Genomic DNA, 21,207 nt, shown 5'->3' with positions numbered 1-21,207 from the left:
AGCACATTGTTTAATAAGCCATCCTAATTGTAGAGGTGCACGATGGCGACAATCAAAGATGTAGCGAAAGAAGCAGGCGTTTCCGTTGCAACTGTTTCACGGGTGATAAATAAGTCACCAAAGGCTAGCCTAGCCTCGATTGAATCCGTAAAAAAAGCCATGAATAAACTTGGCTACCGCCCAAATGCTGCCGCACGTGCCCTTGTTAATCAGAGCTCAAACACCATTGGCGTACTAGTTAACGATGTTTCAGACCCTTTTTTTGGCGTTATGGTCAAAGCTGTTGATGCAGTTGCTCACAAAAATGGTAAACATATTTTAATTTGTAATGGTTACCACAATGCGAAAGAAGAACGGCAATCAATAGAGTTGCTGATCAATAACCGATGTGATGCGTTGATTATCCATTCTAAAGCGCTATCTGATGATGAACTGATTGAATATGCGAAAGAGGTTCCCAGTATGGTGCTGATAAATCGCCATATTGAAGCAATCGGTAATCGCTGTATTTCACTGAATAACTACAAAGGCGCGTATTTAGCGACAGAACATCTTATTCGCCATGGCCATACTAAAATTGCCTATATTTCGTCAAATCATCAAATAGAGGATGCGGTACAGCGTTTATTAGGGTATCGAGATGCCTTGAAAAATAACGGGATAGTGCTTTCTGATAGCTATATTGAGTATGGTGTGCCTTATGGTGAAGGCGGTGAACAAGCCATGACCAATTTGCTTACCAAATCTTTGGAAATAACCGCTGTCGTTGGGTATAACGATTTTATGGCTGCGGGTGCGATTGCTGTACTTGATGAAAATGAAATTAATGCCCCTGACCAAGTATCTGTGATTGGTTTTGATGATGTATTGATCGCTCGTTATATTCATCCACGTTTAACTACCATCCGTTATCCTATTCAAATGATGGCAGAAAAAGCCACGCAGTTAGCCCTTTCTCTCGCCCGTGGTGAAAAAATTGCAGGTGATAACTTAATTTATTCGCCCACGTTAGTTCAACGAAACTCTGTTCGTCCACTGCATTCTTAATCGTTCTGTCTCAATAAAAACACAAAGCATAACGGCAAATGATAACGTTTACATTTTGTTTTTGAGGTTTGTCACGTATTTAACATTTGTCCTTATTATTTTAGTCGAAATTCTGCTTTTCCTTATTTTTAACACGTTGATTTTGCTCCGTCAGTGCATTTTTTGCGGGATTAATAGGCATAAGTAAAAAAAGGGTGAAAATATGTGATTCAAGTAACGGAGTTATTTTGTGGTAACGTTTACACTTGCTTTGTTATCACTTGGCGAAGGAAATTTATTATGCAGACAGAAGGTGTTGGATTAAGCACTTTAGACTACGGGATATTTATCTTGTATGTGCTAATCATTATTACCGTCGGGCTTTGGGTATCTCGAGATAAAAATGGGCAAAAAAAAGGAACAAAAGACTACTTTTTAGCAGGGAAAACACTGCCTTGGTGGGCAATCGGCTCATCTTTGATTGCAGCAAATATCTCCGCAGAACAGTTTATTGGTATGTCAGGCTCCGGCTTTTCTATCGGATTAGCCATTGCTTCTTATGAGTGGATGGCCGCATTGACGCTGATTATCGTTGCTAAGTATTTTATGCCTGTATTTATAGATAAAGGCATATTCACCATTCCTGAGTTTGTTGAAAAACGCTTTAATAAAACATTAAAAACGATCTTAGCTGTATTTTGGCTGGCTTTATTTATCTTTGTTAACTTAACCTCAGTACTCTATCTAGGTGCATTGGCATTACAAACCATCCTTGGTATTCCAATGTATTACGCTATTTTTGGTTTAGCATTGTTCGCCGTTATTTACTCCCTTTATGGGGGGTTATCGGCAGTTGCATGGACCGATGTTGTGCAAGTTTTCTTCCTAATCCTCGGTGGCTTTTTAACCACGATTATGGCTGTGAATTATATCGGTGGCGATGCGGGTTTGTTTGCAGGTATGAGCAGAATGGCGAGTGAGGCTCCAGCTCACTTTGAGATGATACTGAGCCAAGATAACCCGCAATTTAGTAATTTACCTGGTATCGCAGTACTGATTGGTGGCCTATGGGTTGCAAACTTATATTATTGGGGCTTTAACCAGTACATTATTCAGCGTGCATTGGCCGCTAAATCTATTGGCGAAGCACAAAAAGGTTTAGTGTTTGCGGCATTCTTAAAACTCATTGTCCCTATTCTTGTTGTCGTCCCTGGGATTGCTGCATTTGTGATTGTCTCTGATCCTGCATTACTGGCTGGCTTAGGGACAATGGCCTCTGAACACATGCCAACCTTGGCGCAAGCTGATAAAGCCTATCCATGGTTAACTCAGTTCTTGCCTGTTGGTGCGAAAGGTGTCGTGTTTGCTGCATTGGCCGCTGCGATTGTTTCTTCTTTAGCCTCCATGTTGAACTCCGTTGCAACCATTTTTACTATGGATATTTATAAAGAATATATTGCCCCAGCAACTGCCGATCATAAATTAGTGAATGTTGGGCGGATCAGTGCAGTTATTGCGTTAATTATTGCTTGCTTTATTGCGCCACTGCTGGGGAATATTGGCCAAGCATTCCAGTATATTCAAGAATATACTGGCCTAGTGAGCCCTGGTATTTTAGCAGTATTCCTGCTTGGTCTATTCTGGAAAAAAACCAATGCGAAAGGCGCGATTATCGGCGTGCTGCTTTCCATTCCATTTGCATTATTTTTAAAGTTAATGCCACTTGGAATGCCATTCCTCGACCAAATGATGTACACCTTCTTCTTCACTGCGGTAGTGATTGGTTTAATTAGCCTGACAACTGCAAAAGAGGATGATAGCAATGGCGCGATTATCTTGACGTCTGAAACGTTTAAAACATCAACAGGGTTCAATATTGCGTCCTATGCAATTATGGTTATCTTGTGTGTGTTGTATGCTTTGTTTTGGTAATCAGCAAGTGTATTGACATAAGTAAAATGACAAAGCCCACAACAGTGGGTTTTGTCATTTATTAGATCTTATTTTGGGTCGGATATCAGCTTACTTCGATAACGATTTTCCCAAATGCCCCTTGCTCGAGTAATGCCAGTGCCTCTGGCAGTTGGTCAAAGCGGAATAATTTATCGATTACTGGTTTTAACTTGACTGAGTCGACAGCCCTGACAAAATCTTCAAGTGCTCGGCGATGACCAACACCAATTCCTTGAATTGTGGGTGATTTTAGGAGTAGTGATACCCCAGGCGCAGAGATATCGTGTGTGTCCATCATTCCAATCAAGGAAATTCTCCCATGCGATGTTACCACACGAACAGAATCTGCAAAATTACAACCACCTACAGTGTCAACAACATGATCAATCCCTTGTTCTTTTGTGAGGTGGTAAATAGCCTCGACCCAGTTTTCTTTGTTACGGTTAATACCGTGATCGGCTCCGAGAGCCGATGCCGCAGCTAACTTCTCATCACTTGATGAAGTGATAAATACCTCAGCACCCATCGCCTTGGCTATTTGAAGAGCAAAAAGCGCCACGCCACCAGTACCTTGAAGCAGTACTGTTTCTCCAGCACGTAGGCCTCCACGTTCAATCAGGGCAAACCAAGCCGTAAGACCTGCACAAACTAGGGTACTGGCTTGTGCATCAGTTAGTGAGTGTGGTGCTTTAACCAACCACTCTTCATTCATGACGATATATTCTGCTAGAACGCCCTGAAGCGCATAACCTAGCGTGTTATAGTTAGGATCTTTTGCATTATTTTTCAGCTTTCCATCAACCCAATCAGCATTAAAAGATGAGATAACCCGCTCCCCTGGATAGAAGCGGGTGGTGTTCGGACCTACCGCCACAACGACGCCAGCCATATCAGAACCTGGAGTGAAAGGCATTGGCATACCATTTCCCATTCCGCCGTCAATAATGACCTTATCGCGAAAATTGAGCGAAACAGCGCTCACATGTATCAATACTTCATTTGGACCTGGTTGGGGTATTTCTACTTCCGAAAGTTTTAGGTTTTGACTGCCTATTTCACTTAATGTCCAGCGTTTCATTGTCTGTTTCATGGAAAACCTTTAGTTATAAATAATGGATGATCAACATTTTATCATTGCCAGATAAGTGACAGTGGGGATATTATTTCTCTCTATTGGTTCCATTTGGGTGACAATGTGAAAGGCGAAATGAACAGCATCCCTATTTTTGTGGTCGTAGCCGAATCCTCTAGTTTTTCACAGGCTGCTGAAAAACTGCATGTCACACGATCTGCGGTGGCGAAAACAATATCTCGGCTAGAAAAGAGACTTGGAGTAACCTTATTTAACCGAACTACACGTAGTCAGAGCCTGACTGATGAAGGTTCACTTTATTATGAATCCTGCCGCCGTGCGCTGAATGAAATAAAAATGGCAGAAGATATTCTTGAGGGGGGCAAGCTTCAAGCTAACGGAAAACTGAGGGTATCTGTCCCCGTTCTGCTCGGGCACTTATGTATTTCACCATTACTATCGGCGCTGGCAAAAGAACATCCGCAATTGGAACTTGAGATTTCATTCAGTGATCGCCAGGTAGATTTGTCTGAAGAAGGTTTTGACCTAGCCGTCAGGATAGGCTCATTACCTGATAGCAGTAGTCTAATAGCCCGTAAGTTAGCTTCTCACACCATGGTTTTTTGTGCTTCGCCAGATTATTTTCAGCAGGCGGGCGAACCTGTTTCAGCTGAAGAATTGAAGCAGCATACGGGCATTGCTTATATTCATTCAGGGCATATTCTAAAGTGGCAAGTTAAAAACGAAAGTGGAGAAATTTCAGAAATTAATCCGCCCGCGAGACTGATGATGGATGATATGCAGGCAATAAAAGATATCGCGGTAACAGGGGGAGGTATTGCTTGGTTGCCCTATTGGCTTGTCCGTGAGCAGCTTGCTAATGGTAGCTTGAAAGAGATATTAAAAGATCAGTCTCCTACAAGCTGGCCTGTATACGCTGTATGGCTACGTAAACCTAATCTTTCACTAAAAGTGAGGATTGCTATCGATAAATTAGTTAGCTCATTGCCTGGTATGATGGATGTGATTGAAGCTCAGATATAACGTCATCTTAAGCTAGAAATATTATTTCCTTAGCGAGTTTGGTTAATGAGACAACGAATTCTCATCACGTTTTTCATAATTAACAGATGCACCATAGGGTTGGCCACTTGATTAAAGCTCGTTTTATTTAAATGAAGGTCATTAAAACTTCAATATTTCACAAGGTAAAGTCTGATAATATATCGAATGTTATCAGACTTTATAATGTTTACTATTTATTAGATATATTCGCAGTTATATATGCATAATCCCCCATTCTCACACTGGTAATTTCATAGGGTTTTCCATTTGCTTTCTCTTCAATTTTTTCCTCGGCAGAGGATATTGTATCTCCCCATGCGGATATATACGCAGCCTGAGTTGAAAAAGAAATGAGGGTAAATAAAACAGCTGAGATAGAGATAAATAATTTTTTCATTTTCTTCCCTTTGTTTTTTATCGATTAAAGTTTAATTTATACTAGTGATATTAATTAATATCACACTCTAAGATTTTTAAAAGCATGTTTTCGGAATATTACTGAAAATTCACATTTTATACTTTATTTAAAATAGGGTAAATTAAATGAAAATAAAGTTATATAATAAGGCGCTTAAATATAACCCAACGCCAAATACAGTATGTACCATCAAACTTCTCAACCTTGAAATAGTCGGTTTAGGTGTTTTTCTTGCTGCCAGACCTAACCCCATTCCAGGTTGCATCAATAAATAAGGTGCTAGCACAGTAATAATACCTAAAATTAAAGCAGGGACAAAAGTGGGAGAATCAATCCAAGATTCACCAACAATAACAAGTAATAATATTGCAAAAGTAATTCCTATTAAATAGTGAGCACTCCATCCTACCCAGCTCTCAATTCGAATTGGCTTTGCTTGCTTAATATCCTCATGTATACATTTTCCTGTTGGGAAATAACAGATCCATCTTCCTACCATCGAAAAATTTAATATTTGCACCCCAAATAGCTTGTTAAGTAAAATAGACCAAATATCAGAAATAAGTGTTGCTCCAACACCAATGAAAATAGCTGCATAAAATATACTCATAACTAAGCCTTTTATCATAGTATAGAAAAATAATAATTATTTAAAAATTATAGTGTGAAAATTTCGTTTTTATTAAATAGGGTATGTGTTTTCCCATCCTCCACCTAATGAGCGATAGAGCTGGATCGCTGATAAAGCCATATCACGCTGAAAGTCTGATAGTAATAATTTTAATGATAACAAGTCATTTTTTTCATTTAATATCTCAATATGACTACTTGCCCCTAATTGATATTTATTCTCTGCGAGGAACATATTTTTTTCCTCTGCCATTATTGAATTCATTAAAATATGTAGTTTTTCTTGCTGAACTTGATAGTCAGAAAGGGCATTATCAACTTCGTGCCAAGCTTTTAAAATGGTGAATTGGTAATTTAGCGCAGCTTCCTTATGTTTTTCTTCACTAAAACGAACCTGTTGAGTAATTTTTCCTCCATCAAAGAGAGGAAAGTATAATGTTGGGCCTAAATCATAAAGGCTTGATGACCAATTACCTAAATTTGATAATGAGAGGGATTGAGTTCCTGCATTTCCAGTTAGCGTAATTCGAGGATAATAATCCGCTTTTGCAACGCCTATATCCGCGGTGGCTTTATGAAGCAATTCTTCTGCCTCACGAATATCGGGTCTCCGTACAGCTAATTCAGATGGAATGCCTAATGACATTTCATCTTTAAATTGGGGAAGCTGATAACCTTCTGGTAAAGGCAGCTTTAACGTACTCGGATTTTCACCTATTAATAGAGCAATAGCATTATGAACTCTTTTAACTTTTCCTTCTTTTTCTGTGCGTAATACACCAATCTCATCTATTTTTATTCTGTTTTTTTCAATTTCGGTTTTTTGGCCCACTCCATAGCTAAATTGTTCTTTCAATATTCTATGTTTGTTATTCAATAGAGATTCAGTTTCATTCAATACGATAATTTGCTGTTGCACTGACCTTAATTGGAAATAATATGTTGCCAATTCAGCCATAATAGAGACTTGAATCCCTCGGCGGTTATATTCTGATGCAGCAAAATTAGCTCGTTGAGATTCAGATGCTCGACGTAATTTTCCCCACATATCAATTTCCCAAGATAATCCAATTCCCGCATTTATAATGTTATAGTTGTTTTTTCCGTCTTTACCTGAAGGATCCATCAAACCATTTTCTGATGCGCGTTGGTTTTTATATGATGTATTTAAATTAAAATTCGGTAGTGTTTCTGCTTCAGTTATACCCAGTAATGCGCGGCTTTGCGCTATTCTCGATGATATTAATTGTAAGTCTAGGTTATTTGAAAGCATATTCTCCATCAAAATATTCAATTGAGGATCATCAAATTTTTTCCACCACTCTATGGGAATGTCAGCACCATACGATATTTTTTCCCATTGTTTTGGTAGCATATTCGATGGTGTTTCATAATCAGGGCCAACTATTTGGCATCCCGATAGCATAATTATCAATGCTGCAACAAAACCAATTTTCATCATTTGCTATCCTTTTTGAGTTTAATACTAACCTCAGCAGACATGCCGACTCGCAAAGCGCTATATACTTCACGTTGATCATTATTGGGCAGAAATGTAATTTTTACGGGGATCCGTTGAACAATTTTAGTAAAGTTACCCGTGGCATTTTCTGGTTTTATTAACGAAAAACTTGCTCCAGAAGCGGGGGCTATGCTTTCTACAATTCCTTGCAATTTTTTCCCTGAAAAAGTGTCAATTTCAATATCAACAAATAATCCAGGTAATACATGTTCAAGCTGAGTTTCTTGGAAATTAGCAATGATATATAACTCATTTTGAGGAACCAGAGACAATAACCCTTCTCCAGCTTTGACTTGCTCGCCAATACGAACTTTTTTACCATCAACGACCCCATCAATAGGGGCATTGATTTTAGTGTAGGATAAATTCAGTTCGGCCATTTCTTTTTGAGATTGTGCGAGTTGAATCTCGGATAAACTTTCATCTAATTGAGCCGTTAACATATTTTTCATCGCTTTTGTGGCTTTAATATTAGATTCTGCTTGGGTTACATTCGCGCTCGCTGTTTTAGCCTGTGTGCGAGCTTTTCCTGCCGCCTCTCGCGAGCCCGAGCCTGTTATTGCCATTTTTTCATAGCGTTCTTGCTGTTGGCGAGCAAATAGTAACTCAGCTTGTTTAGCTTTTAAGTCAGCTTCAGCGACTAAAAGTAGCGCATCCTGACGCTTGAGATTAGCTTCAACATTTTGTTTACGTGCAATCGCAGATTGCTCATTCGCTTTTGCTCTTGCAAGTTCAATATTAAATGCTTTATCGTCAATAGTTGCTAATAATTCGCCTTTTTTAACTTTCTGATTATCCTTCACTAGAACTTGTGTTATTTCCCCTGAAACTTGAGGTGATATTTGCGAAATATCTGCTCGAATGTAGGCATTATTTGTATTTTCTTCAATATTCTCGAATGCAAACTTACTTAATACTAAAGTGCATGTGATACCAATAATTGTTAATATTGATATTGTCACTTTTTTATTTTTCATCATCTTTATTTCACTTCTATTTTATGATTAATCGGTTGTTGGTTTTTTAATATATAAGGTGGATAAATACGTGTTGGGTAAATAAAATTTAAGATAAAAATAAATAAAATAATCCCAATAACCATAATATAGTTATCTGAGTATGCTAATACTTTACTTTGCTCTATAATTGATTCAGAAACTAAAATTGGATCCCAATTAATAATTGTCGATGGCTCAGAAATAAGAGATGTATTGACAGAGACTTCATGAAAGTTTGCCCGTTGTCTCGTTAATAGTGGAATAATACCTCCCGCTAATATCGCAGCAAAAGCACGAACAGCATTAAACATCGCGGCAGCATAAGGGCCATCCATTGGTTTAACACTCCCCGTAGCCAGCATAAGTAATGGAATTGTTGCCATTGGTTGTGCTGCGGCTTGTAAAATAGCGATTAAATAGAAATTTTCTTTATTCCAGCTTGATGTTAATTGAGCGGATAATAATGCAGCAGTTCCCATCAGTAATAAGCTCATTGCAAGAACCCACCGGCAATCAACTCTAGGCGAATTACACAACGTGGCTATAATAGGAATAAAAATGAGCTGAGGTAATGCAATCCAATGCATTAAGTCCGCTATTTGCTCTTGTCTATATCCTTGTATTGAAATTAAGTATGTTGAAGTTATATTTGCTAATGCAAACATCACTAACGTTGCTCCACCTAATGATATTAATGCAAATGCTAAATTTCGAGTTTTTAGCAGTTGTAAATTAAAAAAAGGAATAGGATGAAACCATTCATTAATTAAAAATGCAATAAATAGACCTGTTCCTCCAATTAACGACATTGAAATAAGTAATGAATTAAACCAATCAAGACGCTCTCCTTGGCTTATACCTATTGTCAATAATATTAATGATGTTCCGCCTAGTAATAATCCTCTCCAATTAAATTTTTTTAAACGCTCACGATTTAATGGATCTTGTGGGATTCCAATTCCAATGAGAATAATAGCCAAAGCCATAAAAGGTAAATTCCAATAAAAATAACCATCGACTCCCCAATGAAATGCAACAGAGGCAACCGATGCTCCCATTGTTATCCCCCAAGCAGCAGCCCAACTATAAATACTGAGGCCTAACACCTTAATTAATGGCGGCATAAACCGTAAAACCCCGACCATTAGCATAGGGGGGAGGGCACCACCACCTATCCCTTGTAAGCTACGCAAGGCAAGTACTACTCGGTAATCACTGTCAAAAATAGGAATTAAAATACTTGTGATGAAGTACAATACAGTCGAAGTTAATGCAACTCGACGTAAAGAAAATGTTGGCCAAAGATTAGGCGTAAAGCTAGCACCTAAAATAAAACCAATCACATAGCAGGTTGTTACCCAGCTTCCTTTATCGATGTCTAAAAAAAGTTTGCCTTGGATGTCAGCAAGAGCAATCTTACTTGCTCCTTCGCCTATTCCACTGGACATAACGGCAAAAAATATACCTAATAGCCCAAGCCAGACTCTGGAGCTAACCTCATTCACGCTTTTAATCCATTTATTCTCTTTATCTAACGTTATTGCTCCCTGCTCCATAAGTCATGCCCTCCAATAAAGCCATTGAAAACGTGACTCAGTATCTGAGATTTGATACATTATGAAAAATGAAATTATAGGAAAGACTAATTCCTAAAAATGGAATCGAGATGGCGAGATGAACAAAAACCAGTTTCAAAATATTGATTTTAATCTTATTTATTTCTTACATGTTTTATTGGACGAGGGCAGTGTGACTGGCGCTGCAAAAAAATTACACATAAGTTCCCCTGCAATGAGTCGAGCACTCAACAAAATGCGAGAGCAATTCTCAGATCCCATTATGGTTCGGGCAGGTAAACATTTGGTTCCAACACAACGAGCCCTTGAATTAAAATCTCAATTGCCTGAAGTTTTAGAACAGATGGCAACCTTATTTGCACCAGAGCATGTTGTGAGCCCAGGCCATCTTGAGCGTACTTTTACAATTAGAGCTAATGATATTTTTATTGGTTTATTAAGCCATGGGCTCTTAAAAAAAATTAAAGAAGAATCGCCCAATATCAAATTAATGTTTATTGGCGAATTAGAAGATTATGATGATCTCTTACGTGAGAATAAAATTGATTTATTGATCGGAGCTCGAAAAAACTGGCACCCAGAAATCAAAGTACAAGGATTATTTTATAGTAATTTTCAAGCTGTTGTAAGAAAAGACCATCCTATTTTAGGTAATGTTTCAGTGAAAAGTTTAATTCAATATCCTCATATTGCAGTTTCATCAAAAGGCCAAATGCAAAGCCAACTTGATGAAGTTTTAGCTAGTTTAGGTTACACACGCACTATCGAGGTTACATTACCCAGTTTTCATTCAGCACTCATGATGGTAATGGCTTCTGATTGTATTTTACCGATACCCGAGTATGTTTTAAAAGGCATTGATAAAATTGGACTTCCTTTCGAAAAGTTTGAGTTACCTTTTGAACTTGCGCCTATACAAATAGTTCAAGCATGGCACCCAAGGCAAGATAATGATCCTGCTCATCGATGGCTAAGAAATATGGTGAAAAAATTCTTTTAAAGATTTGAAAATATTTTTATGTATCTAAAAATTAATATTGTAATTGGTTGGTGTACTTCATTTTATTTAAAATCCTCTGATTAAGGGGGAACTATTATTTGAAATGGATTTAACTCTATATAATATTTGAATATTTTTATTCTAATCGCAGTGGTAAATATTTTTTCAGTACTTCATAGTAAATCATGAGTTAAATAAATTAATTAAAAAATAAATTATCAACTTGCATTCCTATATAATATGTATTAATTATATCTTCGTTTTTATTTCCATATAATATAAGGAATAATTATGGATATGCTATTAATTTTCTTATTAATAGGGTGTGTTACGGGTTTTTTAGCTGGTTTGTTAGGTATAGGTGGAGGCGCTATCATTGTGCCTATTATTATATATACAGTAACAGAGCAAGGAATGCCTCATGAATTGACAATGAAAATAGCTTTAGCGACCTCATTCTCTGTTATTATTTTTTCTACGGCATCATCTGCTTATTCCCACAGTAAGCATAAAGCGATTCTGTGGAATGAATTTCCATATTTATCAATGGGTACCATTATGGGCGTATTTATTGGTGCTTATTTCGTTCACAAAACATCAGATATTATTTTGCAGATTATTTTTTGTCTTTTCATGGGCTATACGATATATACTTTGTTATTTTCAAAAAAAAATGAAGCTGATCAAATTAAAAATGTAGAAGATCCTGTTATATCAAAACATTGGTTATCCAGTGGTGGGGTATTAATCGGATTTATTTCCAGCTTTATCGGCATTGCAGGTGGAGCGATTACATTGCCTCTTCTCAGCGCTTGGGGGTTTAACACGCGAAAATGTATAGCAACATCTTCAATGCTTGGTGTTATTTTAGCAACAATGGGGGCGATAGCGGGAGTCATTTATGGGTGGAATAAAACTGAAATTACAGATTATTATCTCGGTTTTATTTATCTTCCAGCATTTATTGGTATTGGCATAACCAGTGTTTTATTTGCTCCTCTTGGCGTTAAAATTGCGTATAAACTGTCAGTTAAAATGATCCGTCAAATATTCGCGATATTTTTAATCTTAGTTGTAAGTAAAATGATCCACGTAATTATTTCCCCGAGTATTTTTTAATAAAAATAATTTAATTAAAAGTCTCTGTTTGCTAAAAATTTCAATGTTAATTTATTATTGGCTTTCATGAGAAATCGATGAATGTTGTTCAGAACACTAAGGATCTCTGTACTGCCTAGTAAACAGAGCATACGTATTCGCTGCAACTATTTATTAAGCAAGCCATTTTAGTTGGCGCTTGCTGTTTAAATAATGACCAGGTTTTGTTTGTACATGTATAACCTTACCAGTTAGCCTTCGCTAACTGTTTCTATATGAGGTATAACGATACCACTTTTAGTGAACTTAGATACAAAGTGGTAACATATTTCAGGGTACCCATTATGGACATGAACTCAGTGAGAGCTTTTTACTGACCCCGTGGCGTTGATAAATAATTAATCATATATTTTGAATTTTAAAAAAATTTAACTGTCTAACCTAGATTGCACACCGCAAAGATGAAGTGTTGATAAATATCATGTACACCAAAAATTTATTTTCTATAAAGTTGCTCCATCCTAAATATGCTATGACATGGTTAGGAATTATATTTTTATTTTTACTAGTTAAATTTCCTTATAAATGGCAAGTTAAACTTGGTGCTTTTTTAGGCGAAAACTCGAAGTATTTTATTAGAAGAAGAGTTTCAATTATAAAAAGAAATTTAGAGCTATGTTTCCCAAATAAAAGTACCAAAGAGATAAATGACCTCGTTACTGAGAACTTAAGGTCGTTAGGTATTGCATTATTTGAAACAGGGATTGCATGGTTTTGGAGTGATAATAAAATAAAAAAATTATTTCAAGTTAAAGGAATGTCTAATTATCAAGATGTTATGAGCAAAAATAAAGGGGTCATTATAGTTGGCGTTCACTTCATGTCTTTAGAGCTGGGCGGTAGGATAATGGGGCTTTGTTTTCCTGTTAATGCGATGTATAGGCCACACAACAATAAGGCGATGGAGTATATTCAAACAAAAGGACGATGCAGATCAGGAAAAGGGATGATAGACCGAAAAAACTTAAGATTCATGGTACAAGAATTGAAAAGTGGTAAAGCCATCTGGTTTGCACCAGACCAAGATTTTGGTAGGAAAGGGACAGTATTTGCCCCATTTTTTTCAGTTAAAAATACCTCTACCTCAAAAGGCACATCAACGCTTGCTCAATTATCTCAATCACCAACACTGACGGTGACATTATTACGTAATAATAGTGGTATTAATTATGATTTAGTACTAGGAAAAGAAATTATTAATTATCCGACTAATGATGCTTTACAAGACGCCACTATTATTAATTCCATATTAGAAAAGGAAATAATAAAAGCACCTGAGCAGTATTTATGGGCTCATAGACGATTTAAAACTAGGCCGGATGGGGAGCCTTCCTTATATATTTAGCGACGATAAAATATGCGTGTTTCTCTGATTATAGGGCTAATAAGGGTCTATAAGACAAGAATTGCAAGCAAGGGACTGCTAAAAAATTAATATTCTAGGCCATGTTATTGTTGTAATTAAAAACGTTTTATCAAACTATGTTTACAACAGCGCCTCTTGAGTCGTTATGTTTTGCATGTGGTACTGATGTACAAAATAATTAGCTCCCCAGCCATAGATAGCAGGGGAACTGATAAAAACGATGATATTTCTAAGTAATATCAATCGGTTATACTCGGCATACACATGGGTCTCTTGGTGTTTTTATAATCAATTTTATTATTTTTACTGTTCTGAAAAATAGAAAAAAGGGATATTATTTTAGCTGTAGCTGCCCAATCCCACCTGGTTTTATGAGGTAATCTTTTTCAAACCTATTTTGTATATATTATCGTCAGTTGGCGTAAAAATAATCAACATTAACTCAATGCTCTCTGATAATAATTGGTAAGAAAAGAGAAACTACCAACATAACTAAATCTCCCGCGAAAAAACCAACCAAAGGCTTTGAAGAAACCCTTTGGGATACCATTAATCAACTACGTGGTAGCGTTGAATCCTCCGAATATAAACACGTGGTGCATAGTTTGGTGTTTCTGAAATTTATCAGTGATAAATTCGAAGCCAAACGCAGCCAATTAACCAAAAATGGTCAGAAGCCTTTGTTGATATGGATGTTTTCTATCAACAAGATAACGTTTCTTTTTGCCGCAGCAGTCTCGTTGGTCTTATTTTCAAGAGCGAGCGAAACAAAACGATATTAAAGGTTTGTACAATTATCAACAAAAATGCCAGATGAGAATAGGGCGTGGCAGTTATCACAGAATGCAGGGATTGTTGGCATGTTATCATTCCATTATTTGTAATAATAAATATAGTTTTTTGATTACAATATCGAGCAGCTAAAAATTCAGTTTATGTCAAAAAGCCCACGGAAGCAGGCTTTTAGTGAACTTAATAATCCGCGTATATTTGCGTATCATTTGTAGTCCTATTTGTGTCAGTGCGTAGTGCTGGCGGAGTTTGAATTCGTCGCTTAACTGAATGATTTTATAGCGCTAATATTCAATTCAACTTTTAATTTGGGCCTATTGTTGGGCCTAAATTTTATTTTACTGTTTTTTATGGGGACTAATACAAATCATAGTCTTACTTACAATCAACTTAAGGTTTTTCAATAATCATAAATAAGCCAAGACTTCTTACTTTTTTTAGGTTATAGTTTGCAAGCCTAGCTTAGAGACTTATCCTATACAGGTATGGCGTGATGTTTCGTCCGCTGAATTGTCCGTTCTGAAAATGTGTTTTACACTTTACACTTAAAACGTAGGCTCTTGTCAAAAGAGCGATTATTTCGCTCTTTTGACATATTCAATCCAGCTTAGTAATCCGACTGCACCATTAAAATCTAAATTATGCACAGCTGACCTTAATTTTTTTATTGTTTTTCTTGTCGGTTTTATTTCGTGTTCATTTACTGATATGCCAGTTATTGTTCTATATCCATTACTTTTTAACATTATTTTTGTTTTTTTATTATTGATTTGGAACCCTTTTTTATCTAGAATCAATGTCACTTCTTCTATTATGTTCTTTGCTATTGCTTTAATGTCGTTATTTTCAATGGTTTTTATGCTTATTGATATATCATCAGCATATCTAGTGAAAATAAATTTATCGATAGGTAAAATAGAACATAATTTCAAATAAATCATTCTATCTATATTTATCATTGCAATATTTGAGATTATAGGGCTAGTGCTTAATCCTTGTGGCAGTGTTTCATTTATAAAACACAAATCTAAATATTTCTCATCCAACAGCCCTTGCAGCATACGTGGTTTTATATTATTAAAGAAATCTTTTATATCTAGTTTTAATGTTAGATCAAAGCCTATATGCTTTAATGCATTAGTTACAGCGCTTCTTTCTTTAAAAAAAGCATGAGGGACATTTTTAATAAATCCTCTGGCCATCTTTTCCTCTAAACTATTATTTAACATTAATTTAGAGAAATATAAACTTTCATCATTAAGCATTGAGTAGTAGTAGGACTCGATTTTTTTTGCTATTTCCTTATAGAATGAGGATAAATGCTCGCTTACTTTGAATATTAACCTAGTTTTACCTCGTTTCTTTAAATTAAACTTGTAAAAGATTAGTTCTTTCCCTTCTGATTTTATCCTATATTCTTTTAGCATTTAAAATACCATTGGTTATGAATTTAAAATCTAGGTTATCACCAATAACAGTATTATTGGTTATTTTATGATTTTTTGCTAGGTAGTAAAAAAATGAATCATCTCCAAGTTCTTTAAAAAGAAAGCAGATAAATAAAACTTTTTTATCTAAATTTTTATTTATTTTGAAAAATAAAATATCTAGTGTTTCTTTATTTTTGGATTTTAATTCTATTTTTATTTTTGGTATTGATAAATTACTATAGTCAACCTCATTTGCAAAGAAAACATTTAGCTTATCTTGTGGTATTTTTAAAGAATTAACTCCATGTTTTATTTTTTTGTTTGTTTTTCTTGTTAAATACAAAAATCGAATAAATGCTTGATGGTTTTTAGTGTTGTTTTTGTGTGTATTTACAATACTACTTATTGGTGAGTAACTTGGTTCTATATTTTTTATTGAATGTACTTTTTTTTGCTCTTCCCATATATTATAGATAATCTCGGATGTTAATATCTGTTGTTCAATAAAGCTAGCCCCTGATTTTTCTATATTCATTAAATAAGAAAAAATTTTTTCCTTGGAATTTTTATTTTTAAAGACTGATGTGTAAAAGAGTAAAGGGACTCCTTTTTTTAAAGATAATTGCTGAACTACCTCTAAAAATATACTCAATTCATTTTCGTTATCTATCCAAGATGGATATCTCGTTTCGTCATTCTTAGCGAAATTTCTGACTGTTTTATTTTTAACGAAATTATTTTTATCTTTTGAATTTGCTAGATAGGTAAAAATACCAATATATAAAATTATTGATATTCCATAAGTAGGCCAAGCCAATAATAAAGAAAATAAAAATAAAATCCCCATAAATCACCGTTGCTTCAATATGAATATACCCATCTAGTAATCAATTATACTTTTTTGCCATTGTAGCTATTATTTCTATTTTGTAAAACAATAACTTGTATTAACTATGGTATGTATATTAAAGAAGATTTTTATACCGTTTTTTTAATGTTAGCTGAGTTATGGATAGATGTTTATGCTCATTATTCTTTAAGTCACCACGTTTTTAGCTGATAAATATTAGTTCATTCTAATCCAGAATGCGTGAGAGTAAAAAAACAAAAATGGCAGATCATTCAATCTGCCACTCGTTACTTTGATAGATAGCAAAAAAAACTATTATTTTTCCTCAGCCACCGACATCTTCGCCAACTCTGGATTATTGGCCTCAAAGATTGATAGTGGTAACTCAACCTTACGCCCGTTCTGATCTTCCACCGCTTTAACCACTTCAAACTCAGCGACATCCTCACAAGGTATTTCTAATCCAGCAAAGGTGGCACGAGTGGCGCTAGAATCGCCAAAAGGTTCCACTTCCAGTACCGTATCCCCTAATACTTTTCCTTGCCCATCTTTCATCCGCAGCGTGAGTTCAAGCGCACCAAACTCCGCGTGGTCTAGAACCATATGGTTGCCGCCATTATCGAGGGTAAATGAATAACCACAGTAACCTTGGTTAATAAAGTTTGAACTGGTATGTGTGATGCTCGCATAACGCTGTTGTTCTTCAGCCAAGCTAAATGCACTAACTGCTAATAGTCCTATCGCGAATACACTTTTTACCTTATTCATTACGTTACCTTTAGTTATCTTGTATCGTCCTCGCTACCGCCATTGACGGTAGCGAGAATATAGATTTATTGTTGATTGGTTTGCAATCCACCTTTAGTACGGTCTTTTTCTTTCCAGCGCGGTCGATTCTTGCCTGAGAATTCTTTTTGCATACTCCAATACCCAATGGGGTAACGGGCTACAATCGTCCCACCAACACCAATATCGACCGAGGAGTACTGACCATTATTAATGGTTCCTTTTTGGACGTAGGCATTAGGGCTACAAGTGCCCGTATCGCGTTGTTGCCAGTTTCCGTCAGTTCTTGTCACGATATAAAAATCACCAAATGCGCAACCTGACGCGGATTTATGATTCAGTACAGCAACATAATGCTTGGTTGAGCCCACAATCCTACAGGTACTGTTTTGGCTTCCACACACTTGCCATAAGGTTTTACCGCCATCGCCTTTATATTCCCAAATAGTATTTTTAGGGGGCTGGCTGGTGGCAGAGGCGGGTAATGTCATCAACCACAGTGAGGCCAATACAGTTACAACTACATATTTTTTCATTATAAATTCCTATCAACATAAATAGAAACGTCAGATTGACGCTTGATGAACACCGTCTAATGGGTGCTTGGTTTTCCCTGATATGGCGTATTCGATGGTTATCGGGTGAATGGTGAATAAGGTATCCACAATAAAAATTGCTGATCATGTTTAATGTTATGGCTAGCGGTTTAATCGCACTGAAACCCAGTGACGAATTCGTCGATGAAGATAAAAGGCAATACCAGTGGCGATAAGCAAATCAACCAGCAATATCGTGGTGGCGATACCTTCAGTAAAACCGTATAGCCAATCGGATGACATGATAATCAGTAGGCTAGAAAGGGCTAATCCGATAATGATGGATGAGATAATGGCAACTAATTTGGGGTTGAAATGGATTTTATAATCTATCCCTTTAAAGGCACTCAAAACCCACAAACCTAATTGCGCTAAGAGTTGTGGGGTAACCAAAGCCAAGAGATATAAAACGAAGTACATCAATGTGATCCCATACGGGTTCATGATAAGGGCGATAAGCTGGAAATGTGTTAGCAATACGCCAGTGATCCAAAGGCATAACAAGATACTGATAACGATAGCGATGCGTTCTAAACCCAGTTGTAAGTGTGAAACGGTGTTCATATTTTTAAGCTTCCTTATGTGATGATGAATTCACGATGTGATGGTTATTTTGAATAGGCATGATCCATTCGTGACCACAATCGCGGCACATCCAGCCCGAGCCCCATGCAATGATGTCTTGCTCAGAAGAACACTGCGGGCAATGTGTGGGATGCGATGCTGGTGGGGTTAATAACGTCATGGTCGGCTCCTTTCTTTGTGTGATGGAAGAGAGGTAAGTAATTGTGATATCAATCTAAAATGCGGTAAGGCTGCGATAAAACTGTTTTGTTGTGACAGTTGCATCACTGCGTGTTTCGGTGTGAAGGGGGTATTGAGTGGTTGAACTTGCTGGATATCATCCAACAACAGGACATGTACTTGCTGGTGGTATTCCGCCAATAAATACCACTGGCCTTCACGGTAAATCAGTTGATAAGGTTGTAGCGGATTAAAACGACGCTCAAACGTGAGTATGCTAATAGATTGCTTACTGGTAATGGCATACACCAATTGATAGAAATGGTCGGCATGCAAAGCCGAAATCTTATGGGCGTGATTCCAAATCAAACAAGGTGCATGAGGCTGCTGGGTTAACAGTAACCCGAGTAAGCGGCTGTCTAGCCCCGGAAACAACCGAGTCATCCCAATCTGTTTCACAAAGGTAAGAACATCTTTATCTCGGTAAGCTTTTAGCGTATTGATGGGCAAGCGATAACAACCTTGCCGACCTTCTACACCCAGATAAGCCAAGCGTTCACGTAAATCCCGTTGTAACGTGCGCTCAGAAACATTGAACTCTTGGGCTAAACATGAGAGCACAAGGTTTTCTCCTGCCATTAAGCGGGCAATCAGCGCAGAGAGTCGCACAGCCATGCGGTCATATTTTCGGTTGGTCTGAAACATAACGTATTGCTCTCAATAACAGACGTTAGGAAATTAAGAAGTGAGGGAGTTTAACTTAGGGGATTGACAGGTTATGTCTGTTGGGAAAAATTCTCATTGGGCTTTTTAGTTAAAAATAGCTATATCTAATTATTTGATAAATAACGTTATGCTTTTTATTTGAACGATAAGAATGTAAGGCGTAACGACACAACCTGTCAGGGCGGGAAAATTAGTTGGGCTGGCGGGGAGCGAGTTGGTTAAATAAGGTATCCGCCATCACCCACAGGGCTTTATTGAGCTTGATATCGCCATCAATCCCATTCACCGAACGAGTACGAGCGCGTTTACCTTTTGCGGTTCTGCCTGATAATCCTCCTTTAATCAGGTTTTCTTGTAGACGTTGGTACACTGTCCAGAGGTCTTCTTTTTTATCTTCAAAGCGTCGAGGCTGAAGAACTTGCTCCCGTGTCACTGGCTGATGCTCTTCACCAAAGCGATAGGTCAAAGCCGCTTCAGCAAAGGCTTGCTGGGCGGGTGGAGGTAACAATAACGACTGCATACTTTCGCGTTTTTCAGCCACTTGCTCAAACGTATCGAGTACCTCATACGCCCCTTCAATCACTTTACCCACCACATCCCCTTTATGGGGTACACGCACTTCACCTAATACATCACCGCACACCAAACCGTTAGAGCACACGGCTCTAAAGAGTCCCGGTAACATTTGATAGCTACTTGAGCCATCATGGCTATTGAGCAAAATAATTTCAGGGACTTGTATTCCCGTAATTTGGTCATGGCGTCGAAGCCTTAACATATGCTTGGTGTGCTCTCGACGACTGATATCCCGTACACGGGTCTGGCAAGCAAAGAACGGATAAAAGCCTTCTTTTTGCAGGCTATCGAGTAAGGTAATGGTAGGAATATAAGTATATCGTTCACTGCGTGAATCGTGTTTTTCTTCAGAAAACACACTCGGTACAGTACGGAATAACTCTTCGATGGTGAGTGGACGGTCACGGCGAATACTGTTGGCAGAACCGAAACGAGAGGCTAATAAACTCATGATAGACTCCTGATTAATCAATTAAGTGGAAAATGGCAGCAGATTCGGGATGTTGTGAAGCGTAGTCACGCAGCTGATAAAAGCGGTCGCACATCACTTCGCTTTCTGTTTGGAATGACCAGATGCTGTACAAGATCAGACACACCGCAATACCTGCCGCCTCTTGGCTCACGGTAGCTTCGTTGCCGTTGTGCATGTTGAATAGGGTTAAGGTGTCCGCGTTGATATCGGGGTAGATAAAGGCACCGCCATTACTAAGCGAGCCATACTCCCAATAACCGCCATGATACTCATCGCAGAATTGGCCCATCGTGGTGAAGGTCACCACTTCAAAGGTGGCCCAGCCTTTAACGGTACCAAAATGATTGAACCAAAAATCAAGGCGTTGTTCATCGGGAACGAGTGTCATTGTGATAGCAGATTCAGTTGTGTTACTCATAAGTTGATACTCCAATAAAAAGAAATAAAAAA

General features: G+C 37.3%; 21 protein-coding genes and 1 pseudogene. 7 read left to right on the top strand and 15 right to left on the bottom strand.

Annotation, left to right across the window (positions count from 1 at the left end):
* Positions 1-42 precede the first annotated feature (42 nt).
* Positions 43-1,047 (top strand): substrate-binding domain-containing protein, encoded by a 1,005-nt coding sequence (locus KDJ85_RS07415; RefSeq protein WP_225819103.1) that lies wholly within the window; start codon positions 43-45, stop codon positions 1,045-1,047.
* Positions 1,048-1,326: 279 nt separating this feature from the next.
* Positions 1,327-2,958 (top strand): sodium/sugar symporter, encoded by a 1,632-nt coding sequence (locus KDJ85_RS07410; RefSeq protein ID WP_225819102.1) that lies wholly within the window; start codon positions 1,327-1,329, stop codon positions 2,956-2,958.
* Positions 2,959-3,043: 85 nt separating this feature from the next.
* Here the strand turns inward: KDJ85_RS07410 and KDJ85_RS07405 are convergent, their stop codons facing one another.
* The gene (locus KDJ85_RS07405) at positions 3,044-4,069 is read right to left on the bottom strand and encodes a zinc-dependent alcohol dehydrogenase family protein (RefSeq protein ID WP_225819101.1); all 1,026 of its coding nucleotides are present in this window, start codon (positions 4,067-4,069) and stop codon (positions 3,044-3,046) included.
* Between the two features lie 105 nt (positions 4,070-4,174).
* Between KDJ85_RS07405 and KDJ85_RS07400 the strand changes: the two genes are divergently transcribed.
* Positions 4,175-5,095, top strand: a complete 921-nt coding sequence (locus KDJ85_RS07400) for a LysR family transcriptional regulator (protein ID WP_225819100.1) — start codon at positions 4,175-4,177, stop codon at positions 5,093-5,095.
* Between the two features lie 211 nt (positions 5,096-5,306).
* Here KDJ85_RS07400 and KDJ85_RS07395 read toward each other — a convergent pair whose 3' ends face one another.
* The 5 genes from KDJ85_RS07395 to KDJ85_RS07375 form a co-directional block, all read right to left on the bottom strand.
* A complete protein-coding gene (locus tag KDJ85_RS07395; protein WP_225819099.1) occupies positions 5,307-5,513 on the bottom strand; it encodes a hypothetical protein in 207 nt (68 codons plus the stop codon).
* A 142-nt stretch (positions 5,514-5,655) separates the two neighbouring features.
* The gene (locus tag KDJ85_RS07390) at positions 5,656-6,144 is read right to left on the bottom strand and encodes a DUF2938 domain-containing protein (protein WP_225819098.1); all 489 of its coding nucleotides are present in this window, start codon (positions 6,142-6,144) and stop codon (positions 5,656-5,658) included.
* 72 nt (positions 6,145-6,216) lie between these two features.
* A complete protein-coding gene (locus tag KDJ85_RS07385; RefSeq protein ID WP_225819097.1) occupies positions 6,217-7,626 on the bottom strand; it encodes an efflux transporter outer membrane subunit in 1,410 nt (469 codons plus the stop codon).
* On the bottom strand, positions 7,623-8,666 hold the full coding sequence (locus KDJ85_RS07380) for an HlyD family secretion protein (protein ID WP_225819096.1): 1,044 nt from the start codon (positions 8,664-8,666) through the stop codon (positions 7,623-7,625). The genes KDJ85_RS07385 and KDJ85_RS07380 overlap by 4 nt, the downstream gene beginning before the upstream one ends.
* A 2-nt stretch (positions 8,667-8,668) precedes the next feature.
* On the bottom strand, positions 8,669-10,240 hold the full coding sequence (locus KDJ85_RS07375; RefSeq protein WP_225819095.1) for an MFS transporter: 1,572 nt from the start codon (positions 10,238-10,240) through the stop codon (positions 8,669-8,671).
* A gap of 118 nt (positions 10,241-10,358) precedes the next feature.
* Between KDJ85_RS07375 and KDJ85_RS07370 the strand changes: the two genes are divergently transcribed.
* The 4 genes and pseudogenes from KDJ85_RS07370 to KDJ85_RS07355 all read left to right on the top strand — a co-directional run.
* A complete protein-coding gene (locus KDJ85_RS07370) occupies positions 10,359-11,261 on the top strand; it encodes a LysR family transcriptional regulator (protein ID WP_225819094.1) in 903 nt (300 codons plus the stop codon).
* Between the two features lie 291 nt (positions 11,262-11,552).
* On the top strand, positions 11,553-12,380 hold the full coding sequence (locus KDJ85_RS07365; protein WP_225819093.1) for a sulfite exporter TauE/SafE family protein: 828 nt from the start codon (positions 11,553-11,555) through the stop codon (positions 12,378-12,380).
* A 460-nt stretch (positions 12,381-12,840) separates the two neighbouring features.
* The gene (lpxL, locus tag KDJ85_RS07360) at positions 12,841-13,764 is read left to right on the top strand and encodes an LpxL/LpxP family Kdo(2)-lipid IV(A) lauroyl/palmitoleoyl acyltransferase (RefSeq protein ID WP_225819092.1); all 924 of its coding nucleotides are present in this window, start codon (positions 12,841-12,843) and stop codon (positions 13,762-13,764) included.
* 509 nt (positions 13,765-14,273) lie between these two features.
* A pseudogene (locus KDJ85_RS07355) lies at positions 14,274-14,565 on the top strand (type I restriction-modification system subunit M N-terminal domain-containing protein); the annotation flags it as partial.
* 587 nt (positions 14,566-15,152) lie between these two features.
* Here KDJ85_RS07355 and KDJ85_RS07350 read toward each other — a convergent pair.
* From KDJ85_RS07350 to KDJ85_RS07310, 9 genes are all read right to left on the bottom strand, one after another.
* A complete protein-coding gene (locus KDJ85_RS07350; RefSeq protein ID WP_225819091.1) occupies positions 15,153-16,004 on the bottom strand; it encodes a reverse transcriptase family protein in 852 nt (283 codons plus the stop codon).
* Positions 15,988-16,854 carry a hypothetical protein gene (locus tag KDJ85_RS07345; protein WP_225819090.1) on the bottom strand — a complete coding sequence of 289 codons (867 nt, stop codon included), beginning with the start codon at positions 16,852-16,854 and terminating at the stop codon, positions 15,988-15,990. The genes KDJ85_RS07350 and KDJ85_RS07345 overlap by 17 nt, the downstream gene beginning before the upstream one ends.
* Positions 16,855-17,172: 318 nt before the next feature.
* Positions 17,173-17,625, bottom strand: coding sequence for an IrmA family protein (locus KDJ85_RS07340; RefSeq protein ID WP_225819089.1), 453 nt, complete (start codon positions 17,623-17,625; stop codon positions 17,173-17,175).
* 65 nt (positions 17,626-17,690) lie between these two features.
* Complete coding sequence (locus KDJ85_RS07335) at positions 17,691-18,179, bottom strand: hypothetical protein (protein WP_225819088.1); 489 nt, start codon at positions 18,177-18,179, stop codon at positions 17,691-17,693.
* Between the two features lie 162 nt (positions 18,180-18,341).
* On the bottom strand, positions 18,342-18,803 hold the full coding sequence (locus KDJ85_RS07330) for a hypothetical protein (protein WP_225819087.1): 462 nt from the start codon (positions 18,801-18,803) through the stop codon (positions 18,342-18,344).
* Positions 18,804-18,807: 4 nt separating this feature from the next.
* On the bottom strand, positions 18,808-18,984 hold the full coding sequence (locus tag KDJ85_RS07325; protein ID WP_225819086.1) for a hypothetical protein: 177 nt from the start codon (positions 18,982-18,984) through the stop codon (positions 18,808-18,810).
* The gene (locus KDJ85_RS07320) at positions 18,981-19,688 is read right to left on the bottom strand and encodes a helix-turn-helix transcriptional regulator (protein ID WP_225819085.1); all 708 of its coding nucleotides are present in this window, start codon (positions 19,686-19,688) and stop codon (positions 18,981-18,983) included. The genes KDJ85_RS07325 and KDJ85_RS07320 overlap by 4 nt, the downstream gene beginning before the upstream one ends.
* Before the next feature lie 211 nt (positions 19,689-19,899).
* Positions 19,900-20,736, bottom strand: coding sequence for a DUF932 domain-containing protein (locus KDJ85_RS07315; protein WP_225819084.1), 837 nt, complete (start codon positions 20,734-20,736; stop codon positions 19,900-19,902).
* Between the two features lie 13 nt (positions 20,737-20,749).
* Positions 20,750-21,175 (bottom strand): antirestriction protein, encoded by a 426-nt coding sequence (locus tag KDJ85_RS07310; RefSeq protein ID WP_225819083.1) that lies wholly within the window; start codon positions 21,173-21,175, stop codon positions 20,750-20,752.
* Positions 21,176-21,207: the final 32 nt, after the last annotated feature.

This window comes from Providencia vermicola (assembly GCF_020381325.1).
In the GTDB taxonomy this organism is placed as follows: domain Bacteria; phylum Pseudomonadota; class Gammaproteobacteria; order Enterobacterales; family Enterobacteriaceae; genus Providencia; species Providencia vermicola.
Note: the sequence above shows the minus strand (reverse complement) of the source record. Positions and strands in the feature narration are given on the sequence as shown.

Excerpts from the sequence above, each read along its gene's own strand:
- KDJ85_RS07350 (WP_225819091.1), bottom strand. The coding sequence starts at position 16,004 with ATGCTAAAAGAATATAGGATAAAATCAGAAGGGAAAGAACTAATCTTT.
- KDJ85_RS07385 (WP_225819097.1), bottom strand. The coding sequence starts at position 7,626 with ATGATGAAAATTGGTTTTGTTGCAGCATTGATAATTATGCTATCGGGA.
- KDJ85_RS07310 (WP_225819083.1), bottom strand. The coding sequence starts at position 21,175 with ATGAGTAACACAACTGAATCTGCTATCACAATGACACTCGTTCCCGAT.
- KDJ85_RS07345 (WP_225819090.1), bottom strand. The coding sequence starts at position 16,854 with ATGGGGATTTTATTTTTATTTTCTTTATTATTGGCTTGGCCTACTTAT.
- KDJ85_RS07330 (WP_225819087.1), bottom strand. The coding sequence starts at position 18,803 with ATGAACACCGTTTCACACTTACAACTGGGTTTAGAACGCATCGCTATC.
- KDJ85_RS07315 (WP_225819084.1), bottom strand. The coding sequence starts at position 20,736 with ATGAGTTTATTAGCCTCTCGTTTCGGTTCTGCCAACAGTATTCGCCGT.
- KDJ85_RS07415 (WP_225819103.1), top strand. The coding sequence starts at position 43 with ATGGCGACAATCAAAGATGTAGCGAAAGAAGCAGGCGTTTCCGTTGCA.
- KDJ85_RS07335 (WP_225819088.1), bottom strand. The coding sequence starts at position 18,179 with ATGAAAAAATATGTAGTTGTAACTGTATTGGCCTCACTGTGGTTGATG.
- KDJ85_RS07390 (WP_225819098.1), bottom strand. The coding sequence starts at position 6,144 with ATGAGTATATTTTATGCAGCTATTTTCATTGGTGTTGGAGCAACACTT.
- KDJ85_RS07380 (WP_225819096.1), bottom strand. The coding sequence starts at position 8,666 with ATGATGAAAAATAAAAAAGTGACAATATCAATATTAACAATTATTGGT.
- KDJ85_RS07405 (WP_225819101.1), bottom strand. The coding sequence starts at position 4,069 with ATGAAACAGACAATGAAACGCTGGACATTAAGTGAAATAGGCAGTCAA.
- KDJ85_RS07325 (WP_225819086.1), bottom strand. The coding sequence starts at position 18,984 with ATGACGTTATTAACCCCACCAGCATCGCATCCCACACATTGCCCGCAG.
- KDJ85_RS07370 (WP_225819094.1), top strand. The coding sequence starts at position 10,359 with ATGAACAAAAACCAGTTTCAAAATATTGATTTTAATCTTATTTATTTC.
- KDJ85_RS07410 (WP_225819102.1), top strand. The coding sequence starts at position 1,327 with ATGCAGACAGAAGGTGTTGGATTAAGCACTTTAGACTACGGGATATTT.
- KDJ85_RS07395 (WP_225819099.1), bottom strand. The coding sequence starts at position 5,513 with ATGAAAAAATTATTTATCTCTATCTCAGCTGTTTTATTTACCCTCATT.
- lpxL (WP_225819092.1), top strand. The coding sequence starts at position 12,841 with ATGTACACCAAAAATTTATTTTCTATAAAGTTGCTCCATCCTAAATAT.
- KDJ85_RS07375 (WP_225819095.1), bottom strand. The coding sequence starts at position 10,240 with ATGGAGCAGGGAGCAATAACGTTAGATAAAGAGAATAAATGGATTAAA.
- KDJ85_RS07320 (WP_225819085.1), bottom strand. The coding sequence starts at position 19,688 with ATGTTTCAGACCAACCGAAAATATGACCGCATGGCTGTGCGACTCTCT.
- KDJ85_RS07340 (WP_225819089.1), bottom strand. The coding sequence starts at position 17,625 with ATGAATAAGGTAAAAAGTGTATTCGCGATAGGACTATTAGCAGTTAGT.
- KDJ85_RS07365 (WP_225819093.1), top strand. The coding sequence starts at position 11,553 with ATGGATATGCTATTAATTTTCTTATTAATAGGGTGTGTTACGGGTTTT.